Source organism: Exiguobacterium sp. ZWU0009 (genome assembly GCF_000798935.2).
GTDB classification, from domain to species: domain Bacteria; phylum Bacillota; class Bacilli; order Exiguobacteriales; family Exiguobacteriaceae; genus Exiguobacterium_A; species Exiguobacterium_A acetylicum.
This window is the reverse complement of record NZ_CP018057.1, coordinates 1,136,399-1,160,289: the sequence shown is the minus strand read 5'-3', so window position 1 is coordinate 1,160,289 and position 23,891 is coordinate 1,136,399. Positions and strand designations below refer to the sequence as shown.

General features: G+C 48.9%; 22 protein-coding genes and 1 other annotated feature. Of the genes, 9 read left to right on the top strand and 13 right to left on the bottom strand.

The features are described 5' to 3' along the window. Nucleotide 1: 1 nt before the first annotated feature. Both L985_RS05890 and L985_RS05885 read right to left on the bottom strand, forming a co-directional pair. On the bottom strand, nucleotides 2-1,000 hold the full coding sequence (locus tag L985_RS05890; protein WP_034785942.1) for an ABC transporter permease: 999 nt from the start codon (nucleotides 998-1,000) through the stop codon (nucleotides 2-4). Beyond that, on the bottom strand, nucleotides 993-1,913 hold the full coding sequence (locus L985_RS05885) for an ABC transporter ATP-binding protein (protein WP_029341234.1): 921 nt from the start codon (nucleotides 1,911-1,913) through the stop codon (nucleotides 993-995). Before L985_RS05885 ends, L985_RS05890 begins: the two co-directional genes overlap by 8 nt. A gap of 126 nt (nucleotides 1,914-2,039) precedes the next feature. Between L985_RS05885 and L985_RS05880 the strand changes: the two genes are divergently transcribed. Continuing rightward, a complete protein-coding gene (locus L985_RS05880) occupies nucleotides 2,040-2,804 on the top strand; it encodes an SGNH/GDSL hydrolase family protein (protein WP_023467747.1) in 765 nt (254 codons plus the stop codon). 38 nt (nucleotides 2,805-2,842) lie between these two features. Here L985_RS05880 and L985_RS05875 read toward each other — a convergent pair whose 3' ends face one another. Continuing rightward, nucleotides 2,843-3,193: a DoxX family protein gene (locus L985_RS05875; RefSeq protein ID WP_029341233.1), complete on the bottom strand. Its 351-nt coding sequence runs from the start codon at nucleotides 3,191-3,193 to the stop codon at nucleotides 2,843-2,845. A 207-nt stretch (nucleotides 3,194-3,400) separates the two neighbouring features. On the opposite strand from L985_RS05875, the gene L985_RS05870 reads away from it, so the two are divergent. Together L985_RS05870 and L985_RS05865 are read left to right on the top strand one after the other, a co-directional pair. Beyond that, complete coding sequence (locus tag L985_RS05870) at nucleotides 3,401-4,531, top strand: S1C family serine protease (protein ID WP_023467745.1); 1,131 nt, start codon at nucleotides 3,401-3,403, stop codon at nucleotides 4,529-4,531. Nucleotides 4,532-4,608: 77 nt separating this feature from the next. Further along, complete coding sequence (locus tag L985_RS05865) at nucleotides 4,609-5,856, top strand: lysine N(6)-hydroxylase/L-ornithine N(5)-oxygenase family protein (RefSeq protein WP_047391148.1); 1,248 nt, start codon at nucleotides 4,609-4,611, stop codon at nucleotides 5,854-5,856. Between the two features lie 57 nt (nucleotides 5,857-5,913). Here L985_RS05865 and L985_RS05860 read toward each other — a convergent pair whose 3' ends face one another. Then, nucleotides 5,914-6,774, bottom strand: a complete 861-nt coding sequence (locus L985_RS05860; RefSeq protein WP_029341231.1) for a DUF4003 family protein — start codon at nucleotides 6,772-6,774, stop codon at nucleotides 5,914-5,916. A gap of 123 nt (nucleotides 6,775-6,897) precedes the next feature. After that, nucleotides 6,898-8,610 (bottom strand): ABC transporter ATP-binding protein, encoded by a 1,713-nt coding sequence (locus tag L985_RS05855; protein WP_029341230.1) that lies wholly within the window; start codon nucleotides 8,608-8,610, stop codon nucleotides 6,898-6,900. A gap of 194 nt (nucleotides 8,611-8,804) precedes the next feature. Between L985_RS05855 and L985_RS05850 the strand changes: the two genes are divergently transcribed. Together L985_RS05850 and L985_RS05845 are read left to right on the top strand one after the other, a co-directional pair. Continuing rightward, complete coding sequence (locus tag L985_RS05850) at nucleotides 8,805-10,238, top strand: C40 family peptidase (RefSeq protein WP_047391144.1); 1,434 nt, start codon at nucleotides 8,805-8,807, stop codon at nucleotides 10,236-10,238. A gap of 88 nt (nucleotides 10,239-10,326) precedes the next feature. Next, nucleotides 10,327-10,506, top strand: a complete 180-nt coding sequence (locus L985_RS05845) for a hypothetical protein (RefSeq protein WP_029341228.1) — start codon at nucleotides 10,327-10,329, stop codon at nucleotides 10,504-10,506. A 29-nt stretch (nucleotides 10,507-10,535) separates the two neighbouring features. On the opposite strand, the gene L985_RS05840 is transcribed toward L985_RS05845, so the two are convergent. After that, nucleotides 10,536-11,726, bottom strand: coding sequence for a helix-turn-helix domain-containing protein (locus L985_RS05840; RefSeq protein ID WP_051656228.1), 1,191 nt, complete (start codon nucleotides 11,724-11,726; stop codon nucleotides 10,536-10,538). Between the two features lie 120 nt (nucleotides 11,727-11,846). On the opposite strand from L985_RS05840, the gene L985_RS05835 reads away from it, so the two are divergent. Then, nucleotides 11,847-13,115, top strand: a complete 1,269-nt coding sequence (locus tag L985_RS05835) for an MFS transporter (RefSeq protein WP_047391141.1) — start codon at nucleotides 11,847-11,849, stop codon at nucleotides 13,113-13,115. A gap of 19 nt (nucleotides 13,116-13,134) precedes the next feature. Here L985_RS05835 and L985_RS05830 read toward each other — a convergent pair whose 3' ends face one another. Then, the gene (locus tag L985_RS05830) at nucleotides 13,135-14,145 is read right to left on the bottom strand and encodes an LLM class flavin-dependent oxidoreductase (protein WP_023467737.1); all 1,011 of its coding nucleotides are present in this window, start codon (nucleotides 14,143-14,145) and stop codon (nucleotides 13,135-13,137) included. Nucleotides 14,146-14,308: 163 nt separating this feature from the next. Between L985_RS05830 and L985_RS05825 the strand changes: the two genes are divergently transcribed. The 3 genes from L985_RS05825 (at nucleotide 14,309) to L985_RS05815 (ending at nucleotide 16,175) form a co-directional block, all read left to right on the top strand. After that, nucleotides 14,309-14,794, top strand: coding sequence for a pyridoxamine 5'-phosphate oxidase family protein (locus L985_RS05825; RefSeq protein WP_029341225.1), 486 nt, complete (start codon nucleotides 14,309-14,311; stop codon nucleotides 14,792-14,794). A 119-nt stretch (nucleotides 14,795-14,913) separates the two neighbouring features. Further along, a complete protein-coding gene (locus tag L985_RS05820; RefSeq protein WP_029341224.1) occupies nucleotides 14,914-15,882 on the top strand; it encodes a cation diffusion facilitator family transporter in 969 nt (322 codons plus the stop codon). Further along, nucleotides 15,879-16,175 carry an MGMT family protein gene (locus L985_RS05815; RefSeq protein ID WP_029341223.1) on the top strand — a complete coding sequence of 99 codons (297 nt, stop codon included), beginning with the start codon at nucleotides 15,879-15,881 and terminating at the stop codon, nucleotides 16,173-16,175. The genes L985_RS05820 and L985_RS05815 overlap by 4 nt, the downstream gene beginning before the upstream one ends. Nucleotides 16,176-16,238: 63 nt before the next feature. Here the strand turns inward: L985_RS05815 and L985_RS05810 are convergent, their stop codons facing one another. From L985_RS05810 to L985_RS05785, 6 genes are all read right to left on the bottom strand, one after another. After that, complete coding sequence (locus L985_RS05810) at nucleotides 16,239-16,760, bottom strand: pyrophosphohydrolase domain-containing protein (RefSeq protein ID WP_029341222.1); 522 nt, start codon at nucleotides 16,758-16,760, stop codon at nucleotides 16,239-16,241. Between the two features lie 61 nt (nucleotides 16,761-16,821). Next, a complete protein-coding gene (locus tag L985_RS05805; RefSeq protein WP_047391131.1) occupies nucleotides 16,822-18,471 on the bottom strand; it encodes an aromatic amino acid hydroxylase in 1,650 nt (549 codons plus the stop codon). 60 nt (nucleotides 18,472-18,531) lie between these two features. Continuing rightward, nucleotides 18,532-18,736 (bottom strand) — a binding site (T-box leader). Nucleotides 18,737-18,806: 70 nt separating this feature from the next. Continuing rightward, nucleotides 18,807-19,952: an FUSC family protein gene (locus tag L985_RS05800; RefSeq protein WP_023467731.1), complete on the bottom strand. Its 1,146-nt coding sequence runs from the start codon at nucleotides 19,950-19,952 to the stop codon at nucleotides 18,807-18,809. A gap of 105 nt (nucleotides 19,953-20,057) precedes the next feature. Continuing rightward, nucleotides 20,058-21,992, bottom strand: a complete 1,935-nt coding sequence (locus tag L985_RS05795; protein WP_029341220.1) for a PTS fructose transporter subunit IIABC — start codon at nucleotides 21,990-21,992, stop codon at nucleotides 20,058-20,060. A gap of 17 nt (nucleotides 21,993-22,009) precedes the next feature. Continuing rightward, on the bottom strand, nucleotides 22,010-22,930 hold the full coding sequence (pfkB, locus tag L985_RS05790; protein WP_047391128.1) for a 1-phosphofructokinase: 921 nt from the start codon (nucleotides 22,928-22,930) through the stop codon (nucleotides 22,010-22,012). Beyond that, nucleotides 22,927-23,673 (bottom strand): DeoR/GlpR family DNA-binding transcription regulator, encoded by a 747-nt coding sequence (locus L985_RS05785; protein ID WP_029341218.1) that lies wholly within the window; start codon nucleotides 23,671-23,673, stop codon nucleotides 22,927-22,929. The genes pfkB and L985_RS05785 overlap by 4 nt, the downstream gene beginning before the upstream one ends. Nucleotides 23,674-23,891 lie beyond the last annotated feature (218 nt).

The window sequence follows — 23,891 nt, the reverse complement described above, 5'->3', positions numbered from 1 at the left end:
CTTAATACATATCTTTTTGTGTGAAGTTCCAGAACGCAACGACTAGTGCCGCGACCGTCCAACAACCGAGGACGGCAAGGGAGAACGGAAGCGTCATCCCTTCGATCGGTGGTGCTTGTCCATCGAGATAGTTGATCAGTCCGAAGTTGACGTTGACGAGATATTTCGAGCTCGTCCAACTTGAACCGAGTGTCGTCAGTAACGTACCGGAAATCAAGACTGCCATCATGATCCCGATCCCTGTCGCTGTGTTTTTGACGAGAACAGAGACCATCAAGGCAATCGTTCCAACGACAGCTGTAACGATCCACGCTAGACCGACTGCCATCAAGAGGTACTCCCACATCGGTAACGTATGCACGAACTCCGTCGAGAACGTACCGCTCGGTGAAGCTTGGAAACCGGTCAAGATCGGTGCGGTCCAGCCGTCATAGCCGAGGACGATCCCGGATATCGCGTAACAGACGGCGACGGTCAATGCCATCAGCATCGACGTATAGAGCAACACCGTCAACCATTTCGCCATCAGGATCTTCCAGCGCCGGACTGGTCGCGACAGTAGCGTCTTGATCGTTCCGTCATTTTGCTCCCCACTGACGATATCCGCCATGATGACGATGATGAACAGCGGTAAGATCAGCGTCAATCCTTGCGAGAAGAAGATCCGGATGAACGTCGGGGCTCCCGGATAGTTCGGGTTGATGTCATTGTCGAGATAGTATTGATTTTGTTTTAGGTCAAACTCAAGGAACTGACGGAACTCATCTTGAATACTGCTGGAAGCAAGACGGTTCTGCGTGTCGACGATGTCTTGTTGTAACTCAACCCGCCAATCGAGCGTTCCCTGCTTTTTGATTTGTTCTTGGATGTCTCGGTACTGTGCGTACGTAAACATCGAGACAAGGACGATCAAAATGATCGCAACGACAGCAAAACGACGTTTTGAAGCGATTTTCGTCACTTCATTTCGAACGAGACCGATCATGTTCGGATTACGCAATGTGATCGCCTCCCGTTAACGTGATGAACAGATCTTCGAGCGTTTGGACTTTCCGTTCAATCGTCCAGACTTCGACACCTGCTTCGAGCAACTGTTTGTTGAGTGCTGGTGTCTTGCTTGCATCCATCAAAGTATGAACCGTATTGGCATCGACGACTTCGGACACTTGGACTTGATCCGATGCTGATAAAATCTCATTTGCCTTAAAGGCATCATCGACACGCCAGTCAACGCCTGGTGCGAGCGACTCGACCAGTTCCTTGACCGTTCCGACTTGAACGATTTTGCCATAACTCATGATTGCAACTCGATCGGCAAGCATTTCGATCTCAGCCAAGATATGACTCGAGACGAGGACCGACAGTCCCGTTTCCTCGACGAGCCGGCGGATGAATTGACGTAAATCCCGAATCCCCATCGGATCGAGACCATTCGTCGGTTCGTCGAGAATCAAGACGCTTGGTCGTCCGAGTAATGCTTGTGCGATTCCGAGACGCTGCCGCATCCCGAGCGAGTATGTCCGGACTTGATCATCAACACGCGCCGTCAAATCGACGAGATCGATGACTTCCTGAATCCGGGCATCATCGACATTCGGTAACATCCGGGCAAAGACTTGTAGATTTTCGCGACCCGTCAAATACTTATACAACTCTGGATTTTCAACGATCGAGCCAATCCGCTCCATCGCTTGGACGAACTGTTTGCGGACGTCGAAGTCACAGACCGTGATTTTACCGGACGTCGGTTTGATCAAGCCGACAAGCATCCGGATCGTCGTCGTTTTTCCTGCCCCGTTCGGTCCAAGGAAGCCAAAGACTTCACCTGGTTGGATCTCAAACGAGATATTATCAATGATCGTCTTTTTTCCGATCACCTTTGTTACACCTTCTAATTTCACTGTTGGTTTCACGTCTCTCACCTCTTATTGTCTATTCTAGCGGAATAATGAATCATTTGACTTGTCAGAACACTTCATTTCCGCACATTCTTTCAACTTTTGCTACAATCAGGTTAGAACCTAGAAGGAGGAACGTTCATGAAGCGATTACGCTGGCCCCTGTTTTTAACCGTCTCACTCGTTTTGACGGCAATCTTTGGATACGGCTTCGTCAGTGCCTATAGTGACGTCGTCAACCCACCAAAACGTGCCGTCCTGACACCTACGAAGGAAGAGCCTGTCAAAAAAGGCGGGACGTACGTCGCGCTTGGTGATTCCTTGACACGTGGTGTCGGAGCATCAAACGGCAATAGTTACGCCGCGATCGTCGGACGCGATCTTGTCAAAGATAACACTGTCGAGCGCTTCCAGAATCTTGCCGTCAGTGGTGCCCGGACGGAAGATTTACTGAAACAACTAGAACAAAAAGAAGTCTTACGCTCAATCAAACAAGCAAAAGTCATCTCGGTGACGATTGGCGGAAATGACTTATTCAACCGTGGTGAAGGCGTCGCGAACTTCAATGCGAAGAAGACAGCCGAAACCGTCACGACGGCACAAGCGAACTTGAAAAAGACGTTCAGTATCCTACGAGAACAAAATCCGGATGCTGTCATTTTCTACGTCGGGCTCTATAATCCTTTCCGCGCGACGGAAAACGGTGAAGCATTCGATGCCATCGTCCAAGATTGGAACGCAAAATCACGGACGCTCGGTATCGAGTACGATGTCGAGATCATCGACACATTCAATCTCGTGCGTGACGTCAAACGTGATTTGTCGAGTGACCAATTCCACCCGAACGATTCTACCTACGAAGAGATTGCAAAAGCTTCCTTACTTGCTGTCAACAAACGTTTCTAACAATAAAAGCCGCCATTTAGGCGGCTTTTTGTTCCGATTCATTTCAGACGTTTCGCAAGAGAGACGAGCCCCCATTGGAGCGGCAACCGTGTCCAAAGCAACCAAGACGGAAGACGTTTCCCATTAATCGGCTTCGGATTGACTGCCATGTTGACGTTTGCGGGTAAGACAGCATATAAGAAGGCAGGAAGAGTCTTACGAACGAGGTGCACCCCTTTTCCTGTCAACAACATGACACCGTAAGCGATTTCGATGACCCCTGTCACTTGGACGAAGAAGCGCTTGAACGGAATGAACGACGGCATGATGCTGACGAACCCTTTTTCATTGCGGAAATGACCAACTCCCGCAAACAGTAATCCTGCTCCATAGACTAGACGCAATAGCATTATGTTCCACACTCTCTTTCTGTTAATGAAATATATGTTCGAGACAGCTTCAGTGTATCGAAATGACCTGATTATCTCAACTTTTAGAAATTGTCGTCGAATTATGGGGAATGATGAGTCATTTCGGAATGTCTCCCGTAATCAGAGAAGAGGTTGCTTCATTTGCTATGATGAAGTCAGAAATCATACAGAGAGGAATGATGACTTATGGCTGGAAAAACGAAAGCACTTTTACCTGGATTGACTGGAGGCATCATCGGCGCGGTCTTGACGGCTACGGTTGCCTTTCCGATCCTACTCGATCAAGAACAACAAGTCGCTGATACACCACTATCAAATGGTATGCCCAAACAAGTCTCAACGACGACGAATGATCCGGTGACGAACGCAGTCGCCACGGCTCAAAAATCCGTCGTGACCGTAACGAACTATCAAGCGGGCAACTCAATGTCGCAACAAGAAGCAGCGGCTGGTTCAGGGTCCGGTGTCATCTATAAGAAAGAGGACGGCAAAGCATACATCATTACGAACCATCACGTCGTCGACGGGGCATCAAAACTCGATGTAACGTTGAATGACGGCAAGACACTCTCAGCCAAGTTGCTTGGTAGCGACGAAACCTATGACTTAGCTGTGCTTGAAGTTGACGCAAGCGATGTTCCGGGTGTCATCACACTTGGAAAATCAGCGGACTTAAAAGCCGGACAAACCGTCCTCGCAATCGGTAACCCGCTCGGTGAGTTCCAAAACTCCGTCACACGCGGAATCGTCAGTTCGAAAGACCGGACCGTACCGGTCGATACGAACAGTGACGGACAAGACGACTTCAATACGACGGTCATCCAGACCGATGCTGCCATTAACCCCGGGAACTCGGGTGGTGCCTTGATCAATGAACAAGGACAACTCGTCGGAATCAACTCGATGAAAATCGCTGAGTCTGGTGTTGAAGGCGTCGGCTTCAGTATCCCGATCGATGATGCATTACCAATCCTCAAACAGCTTGAAACAAACGGTAAAGTTGAGCATCCGACGCTCGGTGTGTCCTTACAAGACGTCGCGGCGTTCCCTGCCGGTTATCTAAAAGATCAAGTCAAACTACCAGACAGTCAAAAAACAGGTGTCGTCGTCATGTCGGTCGAACCGAACAGTCCAGCTGCTGCGGCTAAACTGAAAACAGGTGATGTCATCACGAAAATCAATGACTCCGAAATCAAAGCATTCGTTGATATCAAAACGGCACTGATCAAATCAGATGGACCGCTCTCCTTGACGATCATCCGTGATGGGAAAACGATGACGGTCGAAACCAAAACAACGACAACCGACCAGCTGTAAAGCTTTAGCCTGACGTTTCGTCCGCCTTCCTTTTCGGGTATTGTTTTAGAACAATATCGAATTGGGAGGCTTTTTCTATGTATGACTTAATCGGCATTGGCATTGGTCCGATGAATTTAGGATTGAGTGCACTTGCGCATCCGACAGATTTAAAGACGTTATTTTTTGACGAAAGCGAACAATTTTCATGGCATCCCGGCATGATGATTCAGGACTCGATGATGCAAACAAGCTTCATCTCCGATCTCGTCACACTCGCCGATCCGACAAGTTCGTTTTCCTACCTCAATTACTTACGATCGATTCACCGTCTCCACACGTTTTACTTCTATGAAAAACTTCTGATCTCAAGACAAGGTTACAACGATTACTTACGCTGGGTCGCGACACAACTTGAAGATCTCCGCTTTTCGACGCGCGTCATCGACGTGCAAGACACCGGTGATAGTTTTGAAGTCCTCGTCGAAGATGTCTCAACCGGCAAACGCGAAACGTTCGAAGCACGAAACGTCGTCATCGGCACTGGTTCAAAACCCGCCATCCCGGATACGTTTGACGAACGCGTCATCCACAATACGCAATATGTCATGAACAAGGCAGATTTACTTCAGCGCAACAAAATCAGCATCGTCGGCTCCGGTCAAAGTGCCGCCGAGATTTTCCTTGATCTCTTGACGACGCCTGCTCCAGAGCGTCCTGAACTCGAGTGGATCGCGCGTTCGACACTGTTTGAGACACTTGAGACCGGCAAACTCGGAGAAGAAATTTTTTCACCGAGCTACGTCACGTATTTCAACCAACTTCCACTCGAAGTACGACAAGAGTCGGTCAAGAAGTTTGCCCGCTCTCAGAACGGTATCAGTCCGGAGACACTTCAATCAATCTATGCCCATCTCTATGATTTGACGGAAGAGGAACAACGACAGGTCGCGATCCGCGCGAATCTCGAAGTAAAAGAAATCACCTATGATGAGCGGTTCACGATTGCAATGCAACATCAAGAACTTGAGGACGAGCGCTCGTCTGTAACAGATGCCGTCATTGCAGCAACTGGTTTTTCGCCATCCCTTCCGAGCTTCATCGACCGACTTGATATTGTATTCGAAGCACCGAATGCCTGGAAAGTCGATGCCGACTACCAAATCGTGCGTTCGGTCGAGACAGCCCATCATCTTTACGCAACTGCTAATTTAGAGCTGTCACACGGTCCGGCTGCGGATAATCTCGGGATGTCCGTCTCGCGGAACCAGTTGATCTTGAACGCTGTCGCCGGTACGGAACTGTATCCGGTCGAACGACATGCGACGTTTACGACGTTCGATTAAGTCACTAAACCAAACGAACGAGGAATGGCGCGCGCCACTCCTCGTTCGTTTTTCGTTTTACGGTTTTTTCGTCAACTCTAGTGCAGCCAGCAATAGCAACGTGGCTTGAACTCGTGTCACACCCGTTTTAGCAAGCAACAAATGAAAGGCAATCAACCAGTTGACTTCGTCTGAAAATCGATTCCGTGCCCGCTCCCGGTCGACAATCCGAGTCACATAAATCCAGTCGACACGTTCCATTGTAGGCAGTAACGCAAGGATTGGCATCAAGCGATCCCAGATGATGATTTCTCGCCGCTCTAACAGTTCCCGCCACGCAATGATTCGTTCCTGTTGCGCTGAAGGATCTGGATGCGCCGCTAAGATTTGCGCTGTAATGACACGTTCACTCGTCCGTTCCATATATTGCGCGAGCCATTCTTCCGATGTATTGACCCGCTCTAGAAATTCCTCTGGTAATGGCTGCTGTTCAAGCAAGGTCGATGTCACGACGTACTGCTTTGCTGCATTCAAATGCGGGCGTGTCGCATGCAATCGTTCCATGTAAGGGAACGCATCAATTCCTTGTCGCCGATTCAATACTTCGTTGAGCGCAAAAAATGGACGAACCCCTTTATCACGAATCAGGCGATGTTTAATTTTCTTTTCCGCAACGATGATCTCTTCGATGAGAACATCGGGATCCGTGCTATTCAATTGAACATGGGCGACAAGTAACGGCGTATAACGGCTCCGAAGCGCTGAAAAACGCGATGTCTTGTGTTTGATTGTCCGCATCAATCTTTCATATACAGTTTGTTCAAAGACAGTATCATGAATCGTGTAGGACAGTGCAAAAAAACGATGGAAATCATGTGACGTCTCTTCCCGCAAGACGGGATAACTCTCATCATAGTTCTCACAGAATTGACCGTACATCCTTCCACCTCGCCTTCTTTTCTATAAATCGTTTTCCCTAAAATTAGCATACACAATCTTATTTTTGAACGAACAAAAAAAGCAACGGAACATGTCCATTGCTTTCCATTCTTTCAAATCGATTCAAACTCGTTGTCTCTCTAACAACCGGGAGAAATAACCACCTTGATCCATCAGTTCGTCATGCGAGCCTTCTTCGACGATGCCGTCCTTCGTGACGACGAAAATCTTATCTGCATTCCGGATCGTCGCTAAACGATGGGCAATGACGAGCGTCGTCCGGTTCTCGGACAACTCGGCGAGCGATTCTTGGATCAGTGCTTCCGTTTCCGTGTCGAGCGCCGACGTCGCTTCATCGAGAATCAAAATCGGCGGATTCTTAAGGAACATCCGTGCAATGGCAAGTCGTTGCTTCTGCCCACCCGATAACTTGAGTCCCCGTTCGCCGATTTGTGTCGCATACCCATCAGGCAGATCCGCGATCATCGGACCGAGATGGGCACGTTCTGCCGCTTGCACGATGTCTTCGTGCGTCGCATTCAGGTCACCGTAGGCGATGTTTTCAGCGATCGTCCCTGAGAACAAGAAGACATCCTGCTGGACGATCCCGATTTGTTGTCGCAGAGACTCCTTCGTCATCTGCCGGATATCGATTCCGTCAATCGTGATTGCGCCATCTAGAACATCGTAAAAACGTGGAATCAACGAACAGATCGTCGTCTTCCCTGCCCCTGATGTTCCGACGAACGCGACTGTCTGACCCGGTTCGACCGTCAGATTGATATTCTCTAGAATGAGACGATCGGCTTCATAACCGAACGCCACATCCTTGAATGTGATGCCACCGTTCAACCGATCAACGACGAGTGCGTCTGGCGCATCCGGAATCGATGCATCCTCATCAATCATCGAGAGGAAGCGTTTGAAGCCAGCCATCCCTTTTGGATACATCTCAAGTAATGCGGTGATCTTGTCGATTGGCTTCAGCAGGATGTTCATATAAAGAATGAATCCGACGAGTTCCCCTGCCGTTAAAGCTTCGCGATACGTCAAGTAGGCACCGACGACTAAGACGGCAAGCGTCATCACACGGGTCGTCAAGTAGATGCCGGATAGACTCTTACTCATGACCTTGTAGGCATTGATCTTCGACTGCCGGAACGTCGCGTTGTCTTTTTCAAAACGCTCGATTTCGTAAGCTTCGTTTGTGAATGACTGAACGACACGGACACCAGAGACACTGTCCTCGACGCGTGAATTGACTTCCGCGATGTTGCCATACATCCGGTCCCATGATTTATTCATCCGGACGTTCGCATAACTGATCAGCCAGATCAGGAATGGTACGGCGATGATTGTCACGAGCGCGAGTGGTACGTTGATCGTCAACATGATCGAGAATGCACCAAGCAATGTCATGACGGCAATGAATGCATCTTCAGGACCGTGATGGGCAAGTTCCCCGATATCAAACAAATCATTCGTGATCCGACTCATGATATGACCCGTCTTCGTATTATCGAAGAAGCGGAACGACTGTTTCTGCACATGGCTGAACAGTTGACGACGCATATCGGTCTCGATATTGATCCCGAGCTTATGTCCAAAATAGTTGACGACGAACTGCATCAACGTGCTGATGATGTAGAGTGCTAATAGTCCGACGCTGACGAGGATGATCCAGTTCATCTCACCGTTTGGCAACAAGGAGTCGATGAACCATTGGACAGCGAGTGGAAAAGCAAGTTCTAAAACCCCGACGAATAAGGCAGATATGAAATCGAGCCAGAATAATCGTTTGTGCGGGATATAATACTGATAAAAACGGCGTAACATGTGTAGCCTCCTTCCGAGTACTTCTAGTGTACTTGAACTTTTTTGAAAATACTCATTCTACCTATTCGTTTTTTGAAAAACGGTATTACAGTTTTCCAGACAAAAATTATATTTTTAAATCAGGGGAATCAGCGCTTTTTATGACAAAATGGTAACAACGATTTTTACCTATCTATTGGAAGGAGCTATGTCACGTGAAAAAGACTGTTCTCGCCCTCACGACGCTCGCTTTGATCGGTACCACGGTTCCGGTTTCAGCCGCGTCAACGACACTGACTTTGACGGATAACGTCAACATTCGCACGGCTGCCTCGACTTCCGCGAAGGTCATCACGACGCTAAAAAAAGGCACGAAGCTGACAGCTGTCAAGAAAGTCAACAGCTGGTATGAAATCCGCTATCAGTCCAAACCAGCCTTCATCACTTCAGCATATGTCAAAGCGACGACGGAAAAGGCTCCAACAACTACGACCTACATAACGAACACCGATGCCGTCAACATTCGCCAAAAAGCAACGACGAGTTCGAAATCACTCGGAAAACTGGCAAAGAACACAATCTTATCTGTTAAGAAAAAAACAGGAGATTGGTACCAAATCACGTATAAAAAGCAAACGGCTTACGTCCATGCGACGTTAGTCAGCAAAAAGACCTCGAACGTCACGACGGACTCCAAGCCACCAGTGACGACTCCCGTCAAAAAAGTCGTTAAAGCGGTTGATCGATCGAAAGTCTACACGGTCAATGCGAAGGAAGGCTTGAACGCACGGACTGCTGCAGCGACGAACGCAAAAATCTACAAGACATTACCGCATCAGACGGTGCTCGATGTCACAGGTGCCGTTGATTCGTGGTACCAAGTCAAGCTTGACGGAAAAGAAGCATATGTCGCTTCGACCTATGTCAAAGCTTCAACAAAAGCATCACCACCAACAACACCGACGACTCCCGGAGTCTCTTTGACGCCAGTTGATGCCTCGAAGACGTATCGCGTCAATGCACCAACCGGGCTGAACGTCCGCACATTGCCTTCGACGTCGTCTAAAATCTTCACACAAGTCGGACACGGTTCGACAGTCAATGTCACAGGTGAAACGACAGGTAAAGATAGCGGCTGGTACCAGATCAAGATCGGAACGGGTCTCTACTATGTCGCGAAGAGTTACATCACGACGGGATCCGTCACGACGGCGCCTCCGGTCACTCCGACGACACCTCCTGTGACGACCGTTCCTGGTTCGACATTGATGGAACGTGCCATCTCGATTGGTCAACAATATCTCGGTACACCATACGTCTGGGGATCAAGCAGCCCCGTTAATGGTGGATTCGACTGCTCTGGATTCATTAACTATACGTTGAATGCCGCTGGCTATGCAGTCGGACGAACGAACGTCAACGGCTACTGGAACGATGATCGGTACCTCGGAGCGAAGTTATCAAAATTACGTCAACCGAAGCGCGGCGATATCATCTTCTTCGAAAACACATATGCTGCTGGTCCGACGCATATCGGAATCATGCTGAACAACGATCAGTTCATTCATGCCAATACACCGGCACTCGGCATCAGCCGTGTATCGGAACGTTACTGGACACAAAAACTGTTAGGGTTTAAATCACTTTAAACATTTCCTCATCCATCTCTTAGGATGGATGTTTTTTGTCTTCTCACTTTACTTTGGGATATACTGGATATGGAAAGGATGTGTCTGCATGTCTTATAAAACACTTTATGTTCGGCTCCTCTTTCTTGCCTTATTGATTTTTGGTGGCTCGATGATCTTGCATTATATCCAGACGGGAGACGTCTATGTCGGTCACTTGATTGTTTCCGTCGTCGCATGCGTCTTATTGATCTTCAGAAGAACGACATCCTCACACGAACAGGCATGAAGCGCACTCGCTTCATGCCTGTTTTTTCGTCATTGAATATTAACCAATGTTTGTATCTCTCGCTCAAGATCGCCTTTGAGGCGGTCACTTTGAAGATCATCCTTCAATCGCAAGACATCATTCAGCCGTTCCTGACCGACACCTTGTTGCATCGCCAGTACGAGCGTCCGCAACATCATCGCTTGGTCGAACCCACTCGCCGCAAGCCAGTCATCTTGCATCTCCCATATCTTATCGACGCTCTGCTGAAGCGTCTGATTCGGTAATTCGATGCCGTTCACAAGGAGATGGACTTCGAGTTGTCCGATGTAATGTTTCGCGTCGTCGATCGCCACAGTAACGAGTTTTTCCCACGCCATCTGCATGCCGGTCGTATCGTTTTCAAAAATCGCGATGAGTCCTTTCGTCAAATCGACTTCAATCCGTCCAACGGCAGTCGTTTCACTAAATGCAAAAAACTGCTCCAATCGATCAAACTCTTGCTGTGATTGTTCGATTTCCCCTTCTAGATATAAAAACAGTCCGAGAAAACGTTGAAACGAAATGACATGATAATAGACATCTTGCTCCCGCATATACTGAACCCCTTCACGCAATAAGGCGATCGCTTCTGTGTAGTGATCATCGAACAAACTTGCTCGAAGTGCACGCAAGATTTGGAAATTTAAATAGGTTTTTGGCGCAAGTGGAATCTCGCGTGGTACATCCATTGCTTCGATCAGCTCGTATGCTTCCTTTGTCCGTTTGAGATTGAATAAAAAATAGACTTTCGAGATCTGAGCGAGCAACTGCTCATCTTGACGACCGAGCTGTCGAAAAATCTGCTCCGCTTGGTCGTAATACGTCAAACCAAGCTCCGGATTCTTCGTTCGGAGGGCATCGCCGTATTTATGGTAGACCTGCCCTTGCCAATAAGAAGTCGTTTCCGGAACCAAGTAAGGTTTTAGCAGTTCCTGAATTTTTTCGTCTGAAAAATATGGGGTATGCCGCGAACGGATTGTTTCGATGAGTTCCCGCATCTGAACATCCCGCGGATCAAGCATCAATTCTTCGACCGTCACCTGTAATCGCCTAGCAATCGCCTGTAGTGCGGGTACAGACGGTGTCGCTTTCCCATTCTCGACCATACTGAGCATCGACTTCGTGATGATACCGGTCGCAACGTCCGTTTGTGTCATTTTTTTCTGTTTTCGGATCTGTTTGATACGTTCCCCTAACACACTGGTCACTCCTTTTATCATAAAAGTTAAATTAAATTTAACTTTTTCTTTACATTTTTCTTCCACTCTTTTATTCTACACTAAAGTTCAATAAAATTTAACTCTGAAGGAGTGAACAGGATGTCATTTAATTTAAAGCGTGTCTTATTCGGAAAGTTTTGTTCATTGTTCGCGGCTAGTCTCTTTACGTTTGTCGCCGGACTGACCGTCTTACGGGAAACATCGTCTGGTTTTCAGTTCGCGCTCGTATTGCTTGCAGGATCGGTGCCACGGATTTTGCTCTCACCGGTTGCTGGTGTCCTCGCTGATCGATGGAACCGCAAACGAATCATCGTCATGACCGAGAGCTTAAGCGCACTCGTCTTGTTCGGACTTTTGCTCTATTCGCTACAAGCCCCTCTACATACCGTTCATTACATCATCGCAAGTGTCCTCTTGACGAGCCTGTCGACGTTCCTGTCCGTCACCTTATCAAGCTCGTTACCGCAACTCGTACAAGAAGAGGAGTTACAACGCGGGAACGCCCTCTTCTCGACGATTCAATCGACCTCAACGATCACCGCTCCACTCGTTGCGGGATTGCTCATCGCCGCTGTCTCCATCACGCAATTTTTGGTTTTACCGTTTCTCTTGTTTGCTTCTGCTGCCTGGTGGAATAGCCGTCTCCGCTTTCTTGCAGTGGATACCTCTCCTCTAGCTACTACCGATACTCCGTCTTTCGTCTCGGCGTTTAAAGAAGGCTACCGCTATCTGTTCCGTCAACCAGTATTGACGACACTCGTCCTGATGGCGATCGTCCTGAACTTCTTTTTTGTCGCTTTCGAAATCTTGTTACCGATCATTTTGCTCGATCGACTACAATTCACACCATTTCGGTTTGGAGTGGTCGAGTCCGCACTAGGTGCCGGTCTTCTTGTCGCTTCGTTGCTTCTTGCCTTACCTCGCTTTACGGTGAAACGTCCGTTACGAACGATATTCGAGTCGCTCTTTTTAATCGCCTCTTGTTATGCGCTTCCTACACTAGCGCTATCCGGCTATGTTCCATCTGCTCTACTACTACCTTTTTTCATGATCCTATTGTTCATCGACGGCATGCTCGTCTTACGGATGAACATTCCACTACAGCTCATCGTCCAAAAACAGACCGATCCGGCTTATCTCGGACGTGTCATCGGTGTTCTGGAATCGGTCGCGATGGCGATGATGCCGATCGGTACCCTATTGTTTGGTTTACTCAGTGATCATGTGTCTATCATCGTGCTACTTGGAGTCGGTACAGTCGGCTTATTCGGTGCGGCATCATTCGGATTCCTCCGACTTCGTAAAGACATCTTGTCCGAGAGCATTCCTGTAGCAGACGCAAAAAACACGTCCTCCCTCACTTCGTGAGAAAGGACGTGCGTATCGGTCAGACCGTCGCTTTGACGGCGTCCATGATTAATTTCAATGATTGTTGTTTTGCTTCCTTGTCTGCGATCATCGAAGCGATCATCACTTCGTCTGTGCCGTAGGAATCGGCGAGCTCTTGCAATTGTTTTGCAACGGATTCCGGATTACCGACGATCATCCGCTTCCGGTTTTCAGCGATCCGGAATTGGTCTTGGAACGTATACGGATACGCCGCTGCCTCTTCCGGAGTTGGCGTTCCTGTCGACGAGACCCCTTTTTCCAGTAAGAGTAGGGACAAATCCAGGCTTGACGCCAAACGTTCTGCTTCTTCCGTCGTTTCAGCACACGTCACGAAGATCGAAACGAGCGTTTGTGGTGTCTCATTGAACGACGTCGCCATGAAATTATGACGGTAGTAATCCATCACTTCCTGACCACCTTGTCCATTGATGAAGTGAGCAAATGCAAATCCGAACCCGCGTTGTGCGGCGTTCAAGGCACTACCCCCACTTGATCCAAGCAACCAGCCCTCTGGTGTCGTATCGACTTCTGGTGTTGCAACGAGTCCTGCGAACCGGTGTCCGGCAGGAGCACCGTCTTTCAAGTAATCGACGAGATCATCGAGTTGTTCGCCGTAATCGGCTCCACCAAAACGTGGGGACGAACCTTCCTGCAACGCACGCGTCGCAAGCGGCATACCGCCTGGTGCCCGACCGAGTCCAAGGTCGATCCGGTTTGGTGCAAGCCCTTCAAGGACACGGAAGTTCTCTGCGACTTTATAGGCACTGTAATGCGGCAGCATGACACCGCCTGAACCGAGGCGAATCTGTTTCGTCACTGCCGCCATGTAGGCGATCAAGACTTCTGGGCTCGAACCAGCCAGTGTTTTAGCGAAGTGGTGCTCGGATACCCACAGACGATGATAGCCGAGTTCGTCCGCGATTTTCGCGAGCTCGACCGTTTCGTGTAAGGCATCAGATGGGGATTGTCCTTTAGAGACCGGGGATTGGTCTAAAATACTAAGTTTCATGTATGTCTCTCCTTTTTCTTTCGAATGCGTACCTACACTGTACGCCTCCTCGTTGTACCGTGCAACGAAACTGCTTCTTTCCATCATGGGGACGTTTTCATTTTGAGATTCAGGGAACAATGCCTAAGTGAGCATAAAAATCTAACGAATGAGGTGGAGTTACATGTCAACGCATACTACGAATCAAGAAGCAGTCGAAACGGTCAAGAAACTGATTGATAAAATCGAAACAGCGATGCTGACGACGATTTCAGCAGAAGGACTCGTATCGCGTCCGATGCAAACACAGGATATCGAATTTGATGGCGACCTCTGGTTCCTCACTTCAAAAGAAACAGACAAATATCAAGAACTACTTAAGAATCCGAGCGTCAATGTCGCATATGTTGACAAATCATATGTCTCGATCCGCGGAACAGCGGAACTCGTTGAAGACATCGAACGGAAGAAAGAACTCTGGAGTCCACGCTATGAAGCCTATCTCGGAACGACATATGAAGATCCGAAAGTCGTCTTGATTAAAGTCAACACGGAAGCAGCCGAGTACTGGGAAACTGGAAATACTGCTAAATCCGTCAAACAAGTATTGAAGAAAGTCGTCGGCAAAGACGATGAGAACGAAATCAATAAAACAGTCGACTTGTCTTAACCTCTTAACCCCTACGCGAAAAGCGTGGGGGTTTTATGTGTCGGAGTGGTCGTTTCAGAAAAATTAAGTTAACATAAGAAAGTGAACTAATACGTAACTTAACTAAAAGGAGTACAATCATGGGAGAATTTTTTACGTTATTACGCCGGGGAAACCGGTCGGCGCTGACGGCAGGCATCGTTAACTCTGTCATCGCCATCATCAAGGCAATTGCCTACGTCCTGACGGGAAATGTCGCGATGTTCGCGGAGATGATGCATACGCTCGGGGACGCTGCCAACCAATTTTTCGTCTTCATCGGTTCTGCCCTCAGTAAAAAGGCACCAACGAAACGATTCCCGAACGGCTTCGGTCGTCTCGTCAATCTCGTGTTGCTCGGCGCCATCCTCTTCGTCGGCATCATGGCGTACGAAACGATTCATGAAGGGATCGCCCACATCATCGAACCGACGGAATCAACTGGCTTTTGGATCACGTTGTCTGTCTTGTTCGTCGGTGTCGTCTTAGAGAGTGGCGTATTTGTTAAAGCGATGCAAGAGATCGCACACGATGCGAAGTTAGACTCGAAAGGACCACGCTTGATTCTTGACAGCTTCCGCTCACTCAAACAAGCAAAACCAGCCACACGCCTTGTGTTCCTGGAAGATTTGGTCGCAACGGCTGGTGGTGTCGTCGCGATGATCGCCGTCATCATCTCGCATGTAACACCGTTCCATCAGGCAGAAGGAATTGCTTCGATCCTCATCGGACTGATGATGTTTTACGTCGTCGGGAATGTCTTCCTGCAAAACGCAGCTGGTGCACTGGGTGAAGCCGATGAGACGATGGCAGCACGTCTCGGCGGACTAATCATGAAGGACCCTGACGTCAAGGACATTAGTAAACTAGAAGTCATTAAGGAAGGCGATCATTTCCACGTCGAAGTCGAGATTGAAGTCGACCCGACGTTGACGATCGCACAAGCGGACGATATCAAGGACCGTCTCGAACTCCAGATTCGTTTGCAGCAAGGCATCATCGATGTGACGATCGGCTTTGATGAAGACGATAAGATTCAACAGTATGTCGTTGCTACGGACGAAACATGACACCATTCACGCAAGATGTCCTGACTATCATTCGTTCGATCCCTGCTGGTCGAGTCATGACTTACGGGCAAGTCGCTCGACTCGCCGGTCATCCGCGTAGCGCACGACAAGTAGCGCGGATTCTTCACAGCATGAGTAAGACGGAACGTCTACCGTGGCACCGCGTGCTTGCTGCTGGTGGAAAACTATCGCTTGAAGGCGATGAACAGCGACTTGCGCTTGAAGCAGAAGGTGTCGAGTTCCTCACCGCCCGTCAACTCGATTTATCGCATTATCAAGTCAAAAGCGAATAGATACAAAAAGAGAGGGATGACCGGTTCGCAGACCAGTCATCCCTCTCTTTTTATCGTAATGAATCAAGCCTTCGACGTACTCGAAGCTACAGCGATTTGTCGACGTACTTCTGCTTCCAGTTGTGGTTCCGGTGGTTGCCAGCCTTCCGGTTTCATGACCTTTTGGTCCGATTCCCGGAAGATTGGTTTTCCGTCCGGTCCAAGCTTCGCCATGTTCGCACGCTGGACGATCTCGAACAATGGAGCCGGATCAAGCCCGATCTCAACGAAGCTTCCCATGATGAAGTAGAGGGCGTCCGTCAAGGCATCCCCTTGTCCGACGAGCCGTTCGACATCTGTGTCGGGTTGTTTCATCTGGAGCGATTTTTCAACTGCTGTATCAAGCCCTGACTTGAAACGTTCGATCGCTTCGAGAAATTCTGCTTCACTCGTCGCTGATTGATGCAGAAACTCAACGACCGCTTCTTCCGCCGTCCAAGTCGATCGTTTGATTCCACGATCGACCGTCATAGGTGTTGGCGTCGTTGCGCCAGGGTGTGAAAACACACGGTGGAATTCCTTTACGTCTTGATAATAATTTGTCATAACCGATCATCCCCTTTTACCGAATGTCTCCATTCTAACAGGTTCAGAACCGGAGTTCGACTCATTGATGAACGACGTCGAGTAAAGCCATTCCACGCGTAATCAATTCATCTCGCTGCTCAGACGTTGCTTTTAAGCGCTCGAGATCTGAAATCAGACGTGGTTGATCGACTTCATCCGCTAACTCAAGTAATTCAAGACGGAGTAACCATGCGTCCGGTAACTGGACGAGTGTCTGATCGATCAGTTGCGGTAACCGTTCTCGTCCGGCACGTCCTTCGCGAATCTCGCGGACGACTTCGAAGATCGGATCGGCCGCTGTCAACGGACGTTCGATTCGTTCGAACTCGACCGTTTCTGGAATCGGCTTCAGTGCTTCAACTTCCGTTCCCGGGAATGCTGACGTGATGTCACCGACGATTAATTCCATCCGGTCCATCGTCATCGTTTTTCCGTCGTTTGCAAGCGTCGCTGCCTCTAAGACGATGAGCGCCCGGTTTCCATTGACGTTTTGAATCGCTGTGATGTTCCCTGTGACGCGAACATTTCCTTCCGCCCAGTCGAGACGTTCACCGATTTTGACTTGCATCAATACTTCGTTCAATTCCTTGCCGTGAAGGAATGTAAAGCCTTCCGGATGATCTGCAAGTCCTTGACCTGTCAACACTTCACCGTTCGCAGCAAGCGCTGTCGGACCTGTTAGTTTGACGAGATGCAGCGAATCGTGGATATCTTGCGTTTCAGGAACACCGACGAGCGAGAGACCACTGTCGAAGACGAGCGTCGATAGGTTACCCGATTCGACCGCTTTCGTCAGTCCGTGAATACCACCGCGGATGTAAGACATCGACTGTGCGAATTCTTCAAGTGCATCGCGGAGCTGTTCGAACGATTCACAAACGAAGAGTTCTTTTTGCATGCTCGTCACGTCATGTTTCGTCGCAAGTGCTTTCTCAAGCGAGAATGGATGTTTAACGACCGCGTCCGTTAAGCAGTGACGGCTTTCACCGACTGATGATAGAAGACCTGCCCCGTAGATTTGTGGATTGTCGATATCACCAATCAGACCGAATTCAACCGTCCACCAGAACAGACGTGAGATTTCGTTCGCTTCCGAAATCCCTTTGACGTGTGTCCGTGTCTCCGCGAGCTCAATTTCAGCTTGTTCGATATCGGCTGGCGTCGAGAATGGGCTCTCTTTGACGATTGTCAATTTCTTCAGTGCCTTGAACACGTCATGCTCTGCTTTATGGTTAAAGGCATGTGCCCCAATCTCACCGAAGCGACGAACGAATTCCGCGTAGACCGGATTCATCAAGATTGGTGCGTGCCCCGCTGCTTCATGCAAGATATCTGGCGCTGGTGTGTAAAGAATGTTATCGACCTTCCGGATGTCGGTCGCGATCGGCAAGAGTCCGTGCCCTTGGAAATCGAAGAAGGCGACGCCAGGAATGAGACCATCAACAGCGACTGTTCCCCAGCCTCCACGGCTTAGGTTCGCTGTCATTTCACGTACATCCGGAATCCGTTCCGGGCTGATGCCCGATGCAGCAAGCCCTTCGAGGTATGCCGGGTGTGCTGTATCTTGTAACGTATTTAGATTCAGTCGCATGACGTATCTCCAAACGGCATGATCCGTTGGTGTGTAGTCTTCGTAGTGCTGTGGTGCGACGTGTGGACGTAAGTGACTTGGAATGATTGGTGTAGACATATGAGTTCCCCCTTGAATGAATGATAGATAACAAAAAAGCCCCTGCCGAACGTATCGTTCGACAGGGGCGACGAAAGCCGCGGTACCACCCTGATTACCCAGTCGTCGACTGAGTCACTCATGATCGGGATAACGGTTTGCTCCGCTCGCTTACGCAAGAAGCTCAGAAACTGTAATTCAACACCATCTGTGTACACGTTCGCAGCGCCACGTGCTCTCTGAAACAGGGAGATGGTCTTTACTTCGGTTTCATCATCGCTTAATCTTTCGTTCTGTTATGCTGTTATACTGTTATGCTTTTAGCAAGTAAAGTATCGTTAAGGAGGACTATACGCTTACTTTTTACTTTCGTCAATGGCTTTTTTACGTTTAAATCGATTAAATGTTTTATCACGGACTGATTTTTGTTCGATCGTCAGTGATGTGATATGACGACGAAGCGCACCGTTGAGCCGTTTTTCGAATGCTTCAAGCTCTTGGATCCACTCATTCATCGATACGACGATCGGTAAGATTTCCATGATGACTTCTTCCTCGAGTTCATCGCGGTCAAGGAAAGAGTGCTTGACGAAAGCGATGTTCTCTTTGACGAGATCCTCCATCGCGAGTGGTTCTTCCGTCAACAAGAGATCATATGTCAGCAAGACCTTCTCTTGTCGCTGTGCGATATGCATCAAGTGATAAAACAATTCACTCCGAAGATCGTCCGCAATCGAGTCAAGGGCCTTCTCTCGCTCTCTGAAGCGCTCTGCCGTCGCGACACCACGTTCGAGGCACGATTGCATATGTTTGAGAATCAAGAGGTTCCGTAAGAGCGAGGCGTGCTTTTGACGTGTTCCTCGAATCTCTTCCTTGTGTAGGTTGAACAGATTTTGTGTCTCAAGGAGCGAATTTGACATTTTATCAATCGCCGCCCGATATGGGGCGACCTTTCCTTCGAAGGCAATCGCTCGCGTGACGACGAGCAGTTTCTCGAAGAGTTTCGTCGCTTTCTGGTAATAGACATTGCCGTAACGCGGCGGGAAGATCAACGCATTGATGCCGAGCGCACAGCCAATCCCGAGCATGACGAGCAAGTAACGGATCAAGACGACTTGCCAAAGTGGTTCGGTCGCTGTCGCCACACTTTCGAGAATGACAATGATCATCAAGACGACGTGTGGAATCGTCCGCCCGAAACCAAAGGCTAGCAAAATCGAGATTGCTGCCATGATGACGATTCCGATTGCAAGCGGATTCGCCGGATTATCCCCTAATATCCAAAGGGCGAGTAACGTCAAAAAGGCACCAATCAAGTTGGCCTCTGCTTCCTCGAGAAATTGTTTCCATGTCTGATAGACCGAAGGCAGGAGTGTCGTCGCTGCCGAGATCGCAGGTAGGATCGGGCTGAGGTTGAACAGATTACTGATCAACAGCGCCAGGATGACCGCAAGACCTGTCTTGATGGTCCGTGGTCCGATTTGTAAGGATTGTCCACCCATGTCCATCCCTCCTTCTTATTCAGTATGCCCTCTATTCTTCACCGTTAGCCGTCAAAATTCAACAAAAAATCCCCTCCGTTTGAAAACGGAGAGGATTTAGATGAATTATGATGCTTTTGTACCTGTTCCTTCTGTCATTTCCGCTTTCGCGACCGATTGGTCAACAAGCGGTTTTTTGAGGAAGGAGAGGATTGCCGCACCGACGAGTGAACCGATGAGGATCGCACCCGCGTAACCGACGATTGCCATGACCGTACCTGATGGACCATCAAGTAACGGGAAGACGAAGATACCGCCGTGTGGCGCTGGGAGCAAGACGCCGAAGACGATTGTCAACGCACCAGCGATCGCTGAACCGATAACGCTTGATGGAATGACGCGGAGTGGATCGGCAGCAGCAAATGGAATCGCACCTTCTGTGACGAACGATGCACCCATTGCGTAAGCAGCGATACCCGCTTCCCGCTCTTGCGGTGTGAATTTCTTACGTGCGAACAATGTCGATGAGAAAGCAACGATGAGTGGTGGAACCATCCCACCCGCCATGACGGCTGCCATGACTTCCGTGTTACCTGCTGTAAGAGCAGCTGTACCGAAAACGTATGCTGTTTTGTTGATCGGACCGCCCATGTCGATTGCCATCATAGCTGCGACGAGCATACCGAGAAGAATTGCGTTCCCACCACTGAGATCGTTCATTGAATCGGTGAGCCATTTCATGAATTGCGCGATTGGTTCATTGACGACGAGCAACATGATTATCCCTGTGATGAACGAACCAAACAGTGGATAGAGCAAGACCGGTTTGATTCCTTCAAGTGCTGCCGGGAGACCTTTGAAGACTTTAACGAGCAGAAGAACGACGTAACCTGCAAGGAAACCGGCAATCAATCCACCGAGGAAACCAGCGTTACCGTTACTTGCAAGGAAACCAGCGATCAGACCAGGAGCAAGACCCGGTTTATCGGCGATCGACATCGCGATAAATCCAGCAAGGATTGGAATCAAGAGAGCGAATGCCGCTTTCCCGATTGTCATTAACTGAGCAGCGAATTCATTGTATGATGGATCATCCGGGTTCGCGGAGTTGATTCCCCAGAAGAAACTGATCGCGATCAAGAGACCACCAGCAACGACGAGTGGCAACATTGCCGATACACCGCTCATCAAGTGTTTATAGAAGCCACCGCGGGCTGGTTTCGAGCTCTCACCCGAGCCGCTTGCCTTATAGACAGGTGCGTCTTGTTTGACAGCACGGTTGATCAATTCTTGTGGTTTACGAATCCCTTGCGCAACTGGTACTTCGACGACGTGTTTCCCGTTGAAGCGATCCATCTCAACCGCTTTATCCGCTGCGACGATGATTGCTGTCGCATCGTTGATGTCTTGTTGTGTCAAACCGTTTTTGACACCAGTCGATCCGTTTGTTTCAACTTTAATACGGACACCCATCTCTTCCGCTTTTTGACGCAGAGCATCAGCTGCCATATACGTATGTGCAATCCCTGTCGGACAAGCTGTGACAGCAAGGATATAAGGCGCATCTTGATCGACGTTGTCGCTTGAGACGTCAACTGGACCTTCTTCTTCGCGTTCTTTCGCTTCGATTGCCGCGATGACTTCATCTTTCGTTTTAGCTGCAAGAATCGTATCACGGAAGTTCATGTCCATCAGATAAACAGATAGTTTCGAGAGTGTTTCAAGGTGCGCGTTATCCGCGTTCTCTCCTGCTGCAATCATGAAGAACAACCGACTTGGTTGACCATCGAGTGCTTCGTAATCAATACCTGCCGAGCGACCGAAAGCGATTGCTGGTGTTTTGACCGCTGCTGTTTTTGCGTGCGGGATGGCAATGCCTTCCCCTAAACCTGTCGTACTTTGCGCTTCCCGTGCGAGAATCGCTTCTTTATATGCCGAGCGATCGTTCAGTTTTCCTGCCCGATCGAGGACGTTGACGAGTTCGTCAATGACAGCGGCTTTAGATGACGCTTGTAAATCGAGCTGAATCGTATCACGTGTCAAGAGATCTGTAATTTTCATGAGTAGTCACACTCCTTTTAGGATTGAATGAGTTCAACGACATTGACGTCTTCGAGAAGACGATCGATATCTTCCTTCGTACAAAGACCGAAGGAATAAGCAGACGCACTACCAGTCGTGACCGCATAGCGGAATGCTTCTTCTGGTGATTTGCCAAGCGCATGGCTGGCAACGAATCCGGCGACGAGTGAGTCCCCAGCACCGACGGAGTTGACAAGCTTCCCAGCCGGTGTGTTTGCCGTGTAGGCACCTTGACGATTGACGAGCAGTGCTCCGTCTCCTGCAAATGAGATGACCACGTTCTCGGCACCACGCTCGACGAGTTGTTGGGCGTAAGGAACCGCCATCTCCTTCGACGTAATCTCGACGTCAAAGATTTCACCGAGTTCATGGTGATTCGGCTTGATTAAAAATGGACCAAGCGGTAAGACTTCAAGCATCGCTTCCTTCGTCGTATCAACTGCGAAGCGGACGTTCCGTTCATTCAAGATCGTCGCGATATGACGATAGAGATCATGCGGTAGACTGCTTGGGATACTGCCTGCGAAGACGACGATATCACCGGCTTGCATCGTCTTGAATCGGGATAATAAATGCTCTAGCTCTTCCGGTTGAATCTTCGGTCCCGCTGCATTCAACTCAGATTCTTGATCAGCACGAATCTTAACATTGATCCGCGTCTCATCTTGAATCGGTGTGAAGTCGGTTAACACGCCTCGTTTCTCGAGTTCCGTCCGAATGAATTGTCCGGTACTTCCTCCAAGGAATCCGAGTGCTTGTGTTTCTACCTCATAGTTTTTTAGGACGAGAGAGACGTTGATTCCTTTCCCTCCGGCCACTTTTTCCGCCTGTTCGACACGATTGACTTGTCCTGCCTCAAATACCGGTAACGTGACATAATAGTCGATGGATGGATTGAGTGTCAGTGTATAAATCATTTCGCGTTCACCACCTCTGTGTATTGACTGTATTTCGCTTCTTGCTCGCTGGATGTCGTCGTGATGATCGTCGCCGCTTGCAAGGACGCCACCCGACTGAAGCTGATTGCATCCAGTTTCGTCTCATCGACGAGTACATACGATTGTTTTGCTAACTCGATCGCTGTCTTCTTTACGAGTGCCTCTTCCGGATCTGGTGTCGTGAAGCCTTGTGTCGGATGAACACCGTTCATCCCAAGGAACGCGACATCAAAATGGTAAATCAACATTCCTTCACGTGCGTTGTAACCGACGAGTGCTTGCGTTGAATGCTTCAGTTGACCTCCGACGACGAACGTCGGGATACGGTGATAGAGTAACGTGTTCGCTAGAGGAAGACTGTTCGTCACGACCGTAATCGCCTTCTCTTCGAGATACGGAACGATGGCAAGCGTCGTCGTTCCGGCATCGAGGTAGACATACATCCCGTCTTCGATCAGGTCAGCGGCCGCTCGTGCGATCCGTTCCTTTTCTTCGACATGTTTGTCACTCTTTTCGAAGTAACTCGGTTCCTCAATTTGCAAATGGTTCGCTGTCGCGCCCCCGTGCACCCGACGCAGATGACCTGCTGTCTCAAGCTGTGATAAATCCCGACGAATCGTAGACTCACTGGCACCGGTTTGCTCGACGATTTTTTGCATCTTGACGACTTCTTCTCGAGCTAGTAATTCGAGAATGAGTTGATGGCGTTTTTTCGTTAACATAAGGTTTCCCTCCACATCTATAATATAAAGCGTTTACATTCAAAAATCAATCAAAAACGTTCAAAAATTATATAATTTCTCTATAAAACGTTCAAAATACGACTTTTTTCGACATTAAACCGTCCTTATAGTTTCATTATACATCAAAAACGGTCATATGATGACTGTTTTATCGAATAAAATCAATCATTTTTCAAATTATCTATGTATTTCGCAAA

Bases quoted from the DNA above. Each gene is read 5' to 3' on its own strand.
- L985_RS05800 (WP_023467731.1), bottom strand. From the start codon at position 19,952: ATGGGTGGACAATCCTTACAAATCGGACCACGGACCATCAAGACAGGT.
- L985_RS05835 (WP_047391141.1), top strand. From the start codon at position 11,847: ATGTCATTTAATTTAAAGCGTGTCTTATTCGGAAAGTTTTGTTCATTG.
- L985_RS05810 (WP_029341222.1), bottom strand. From the start codon at position 16,760: ATGACAAATTATTATCAAGACGTAAAGGAATTCCACCGTGTGTTTTCA.
- L985_RS05825 (WP_029341225.1), top strand. From the start codon at position 14,309: ATGTCAACGCATACTACGAATCAAGAAGCAGTCGAAACGGTCAAGAAA.
- L985_RS05880 (WP_023467747.1), top strand. From the start codon at position 2,040: ATGAAGCGATTACGCTGGCCCCTGTTTTTAACCGTCTCACTCGTTTTG.
- L985_RS05865 (WP_047391148.1), top strand. From the start codon at position 4,609: ATGTATGACTTAATCGGCATTGGCATTGGTCCGATGAATTTAGGATTG.
- L985_RS05875 (WP_029341233.1), bottom strand. From the start codon at position 3,193: ATGCTATTGCGTCTAGTCTATGGAGCAGGATTACTGTTTGCGGGAGTT.
- L985_RS05815 (WP_029341223.1), top strand. From the start codon at position 15,879: ATGACACCATTCACGCAAGATGTCCTGACTATCATTCGTTCGATCCCT.
- pfkB (WP_047391128.1), bottom strand. From the start codon at position 22,930: ATGATTTATACACTGACACTCAATCCATCCATCGACTATTATGTCACG.
- L985_RS05870 (WP_023467745.1), top strand. From the start codon at position 3,401: ATGGCTGGAAAAACGAAAGCACTTTTACCTGGATTGACTGGAGGCATC.
- L985_RS05860 (WP_029341231.1), bottom strand. From the start codon at position 6,774: ATGTACGGTCAATTCTGTGAGAACTATGATGAGAGTTATCCCGTCTTG.
- L985_RS05805 (WP_047391131.1), bottom strand. From the start codon at position 18,471: ATGTCTACACCAATCATTCCAAGTCACTTACGTCCACACGTCGCACCA.
- L985_RS05795 (WP_029341220.1), bottom strand. From the start codon at position 21,992: ATGAAAATTACAGATCTCTTGACACGTGATACGATTCAGCTCGATTTA.
- L985_RS05845 (WP_029341228.1), top strand. From the start codon at position 10,327: ATGTCTTATAAAACACTTTATGTTCGGCTCCTCTTTCTTGCCTTATTG.
- L985_RS05855 (WP_029341230.1), bottom strand. From the start codon at position 8,610: ATGTTACGCCGTTTTTATCAGTATTATATCCCGCACAAACGATTATTC.
- L985_RS05820 (WP_029341224.1), top strand. From the start codon at position 14,914: ATGGGAGAATTTTTTACGTTATTACGCCGGGGAAACCGGTCGGCGCTG.
- L985_RS05830 (WP_023467737.1), bottom strand. From the start codon at position 14,145: ATGAAACTTAGTATTTTAGACCAATCCCCGGTCTCTAAAGGACAATCC.
- L985_RS05785 (WP_029341218.1), bottom strand. From the start codon at position 23,673: ATGTTAACGAAAAAACGCCATCAACTCATTCTCGAATTACTAGCTCGA.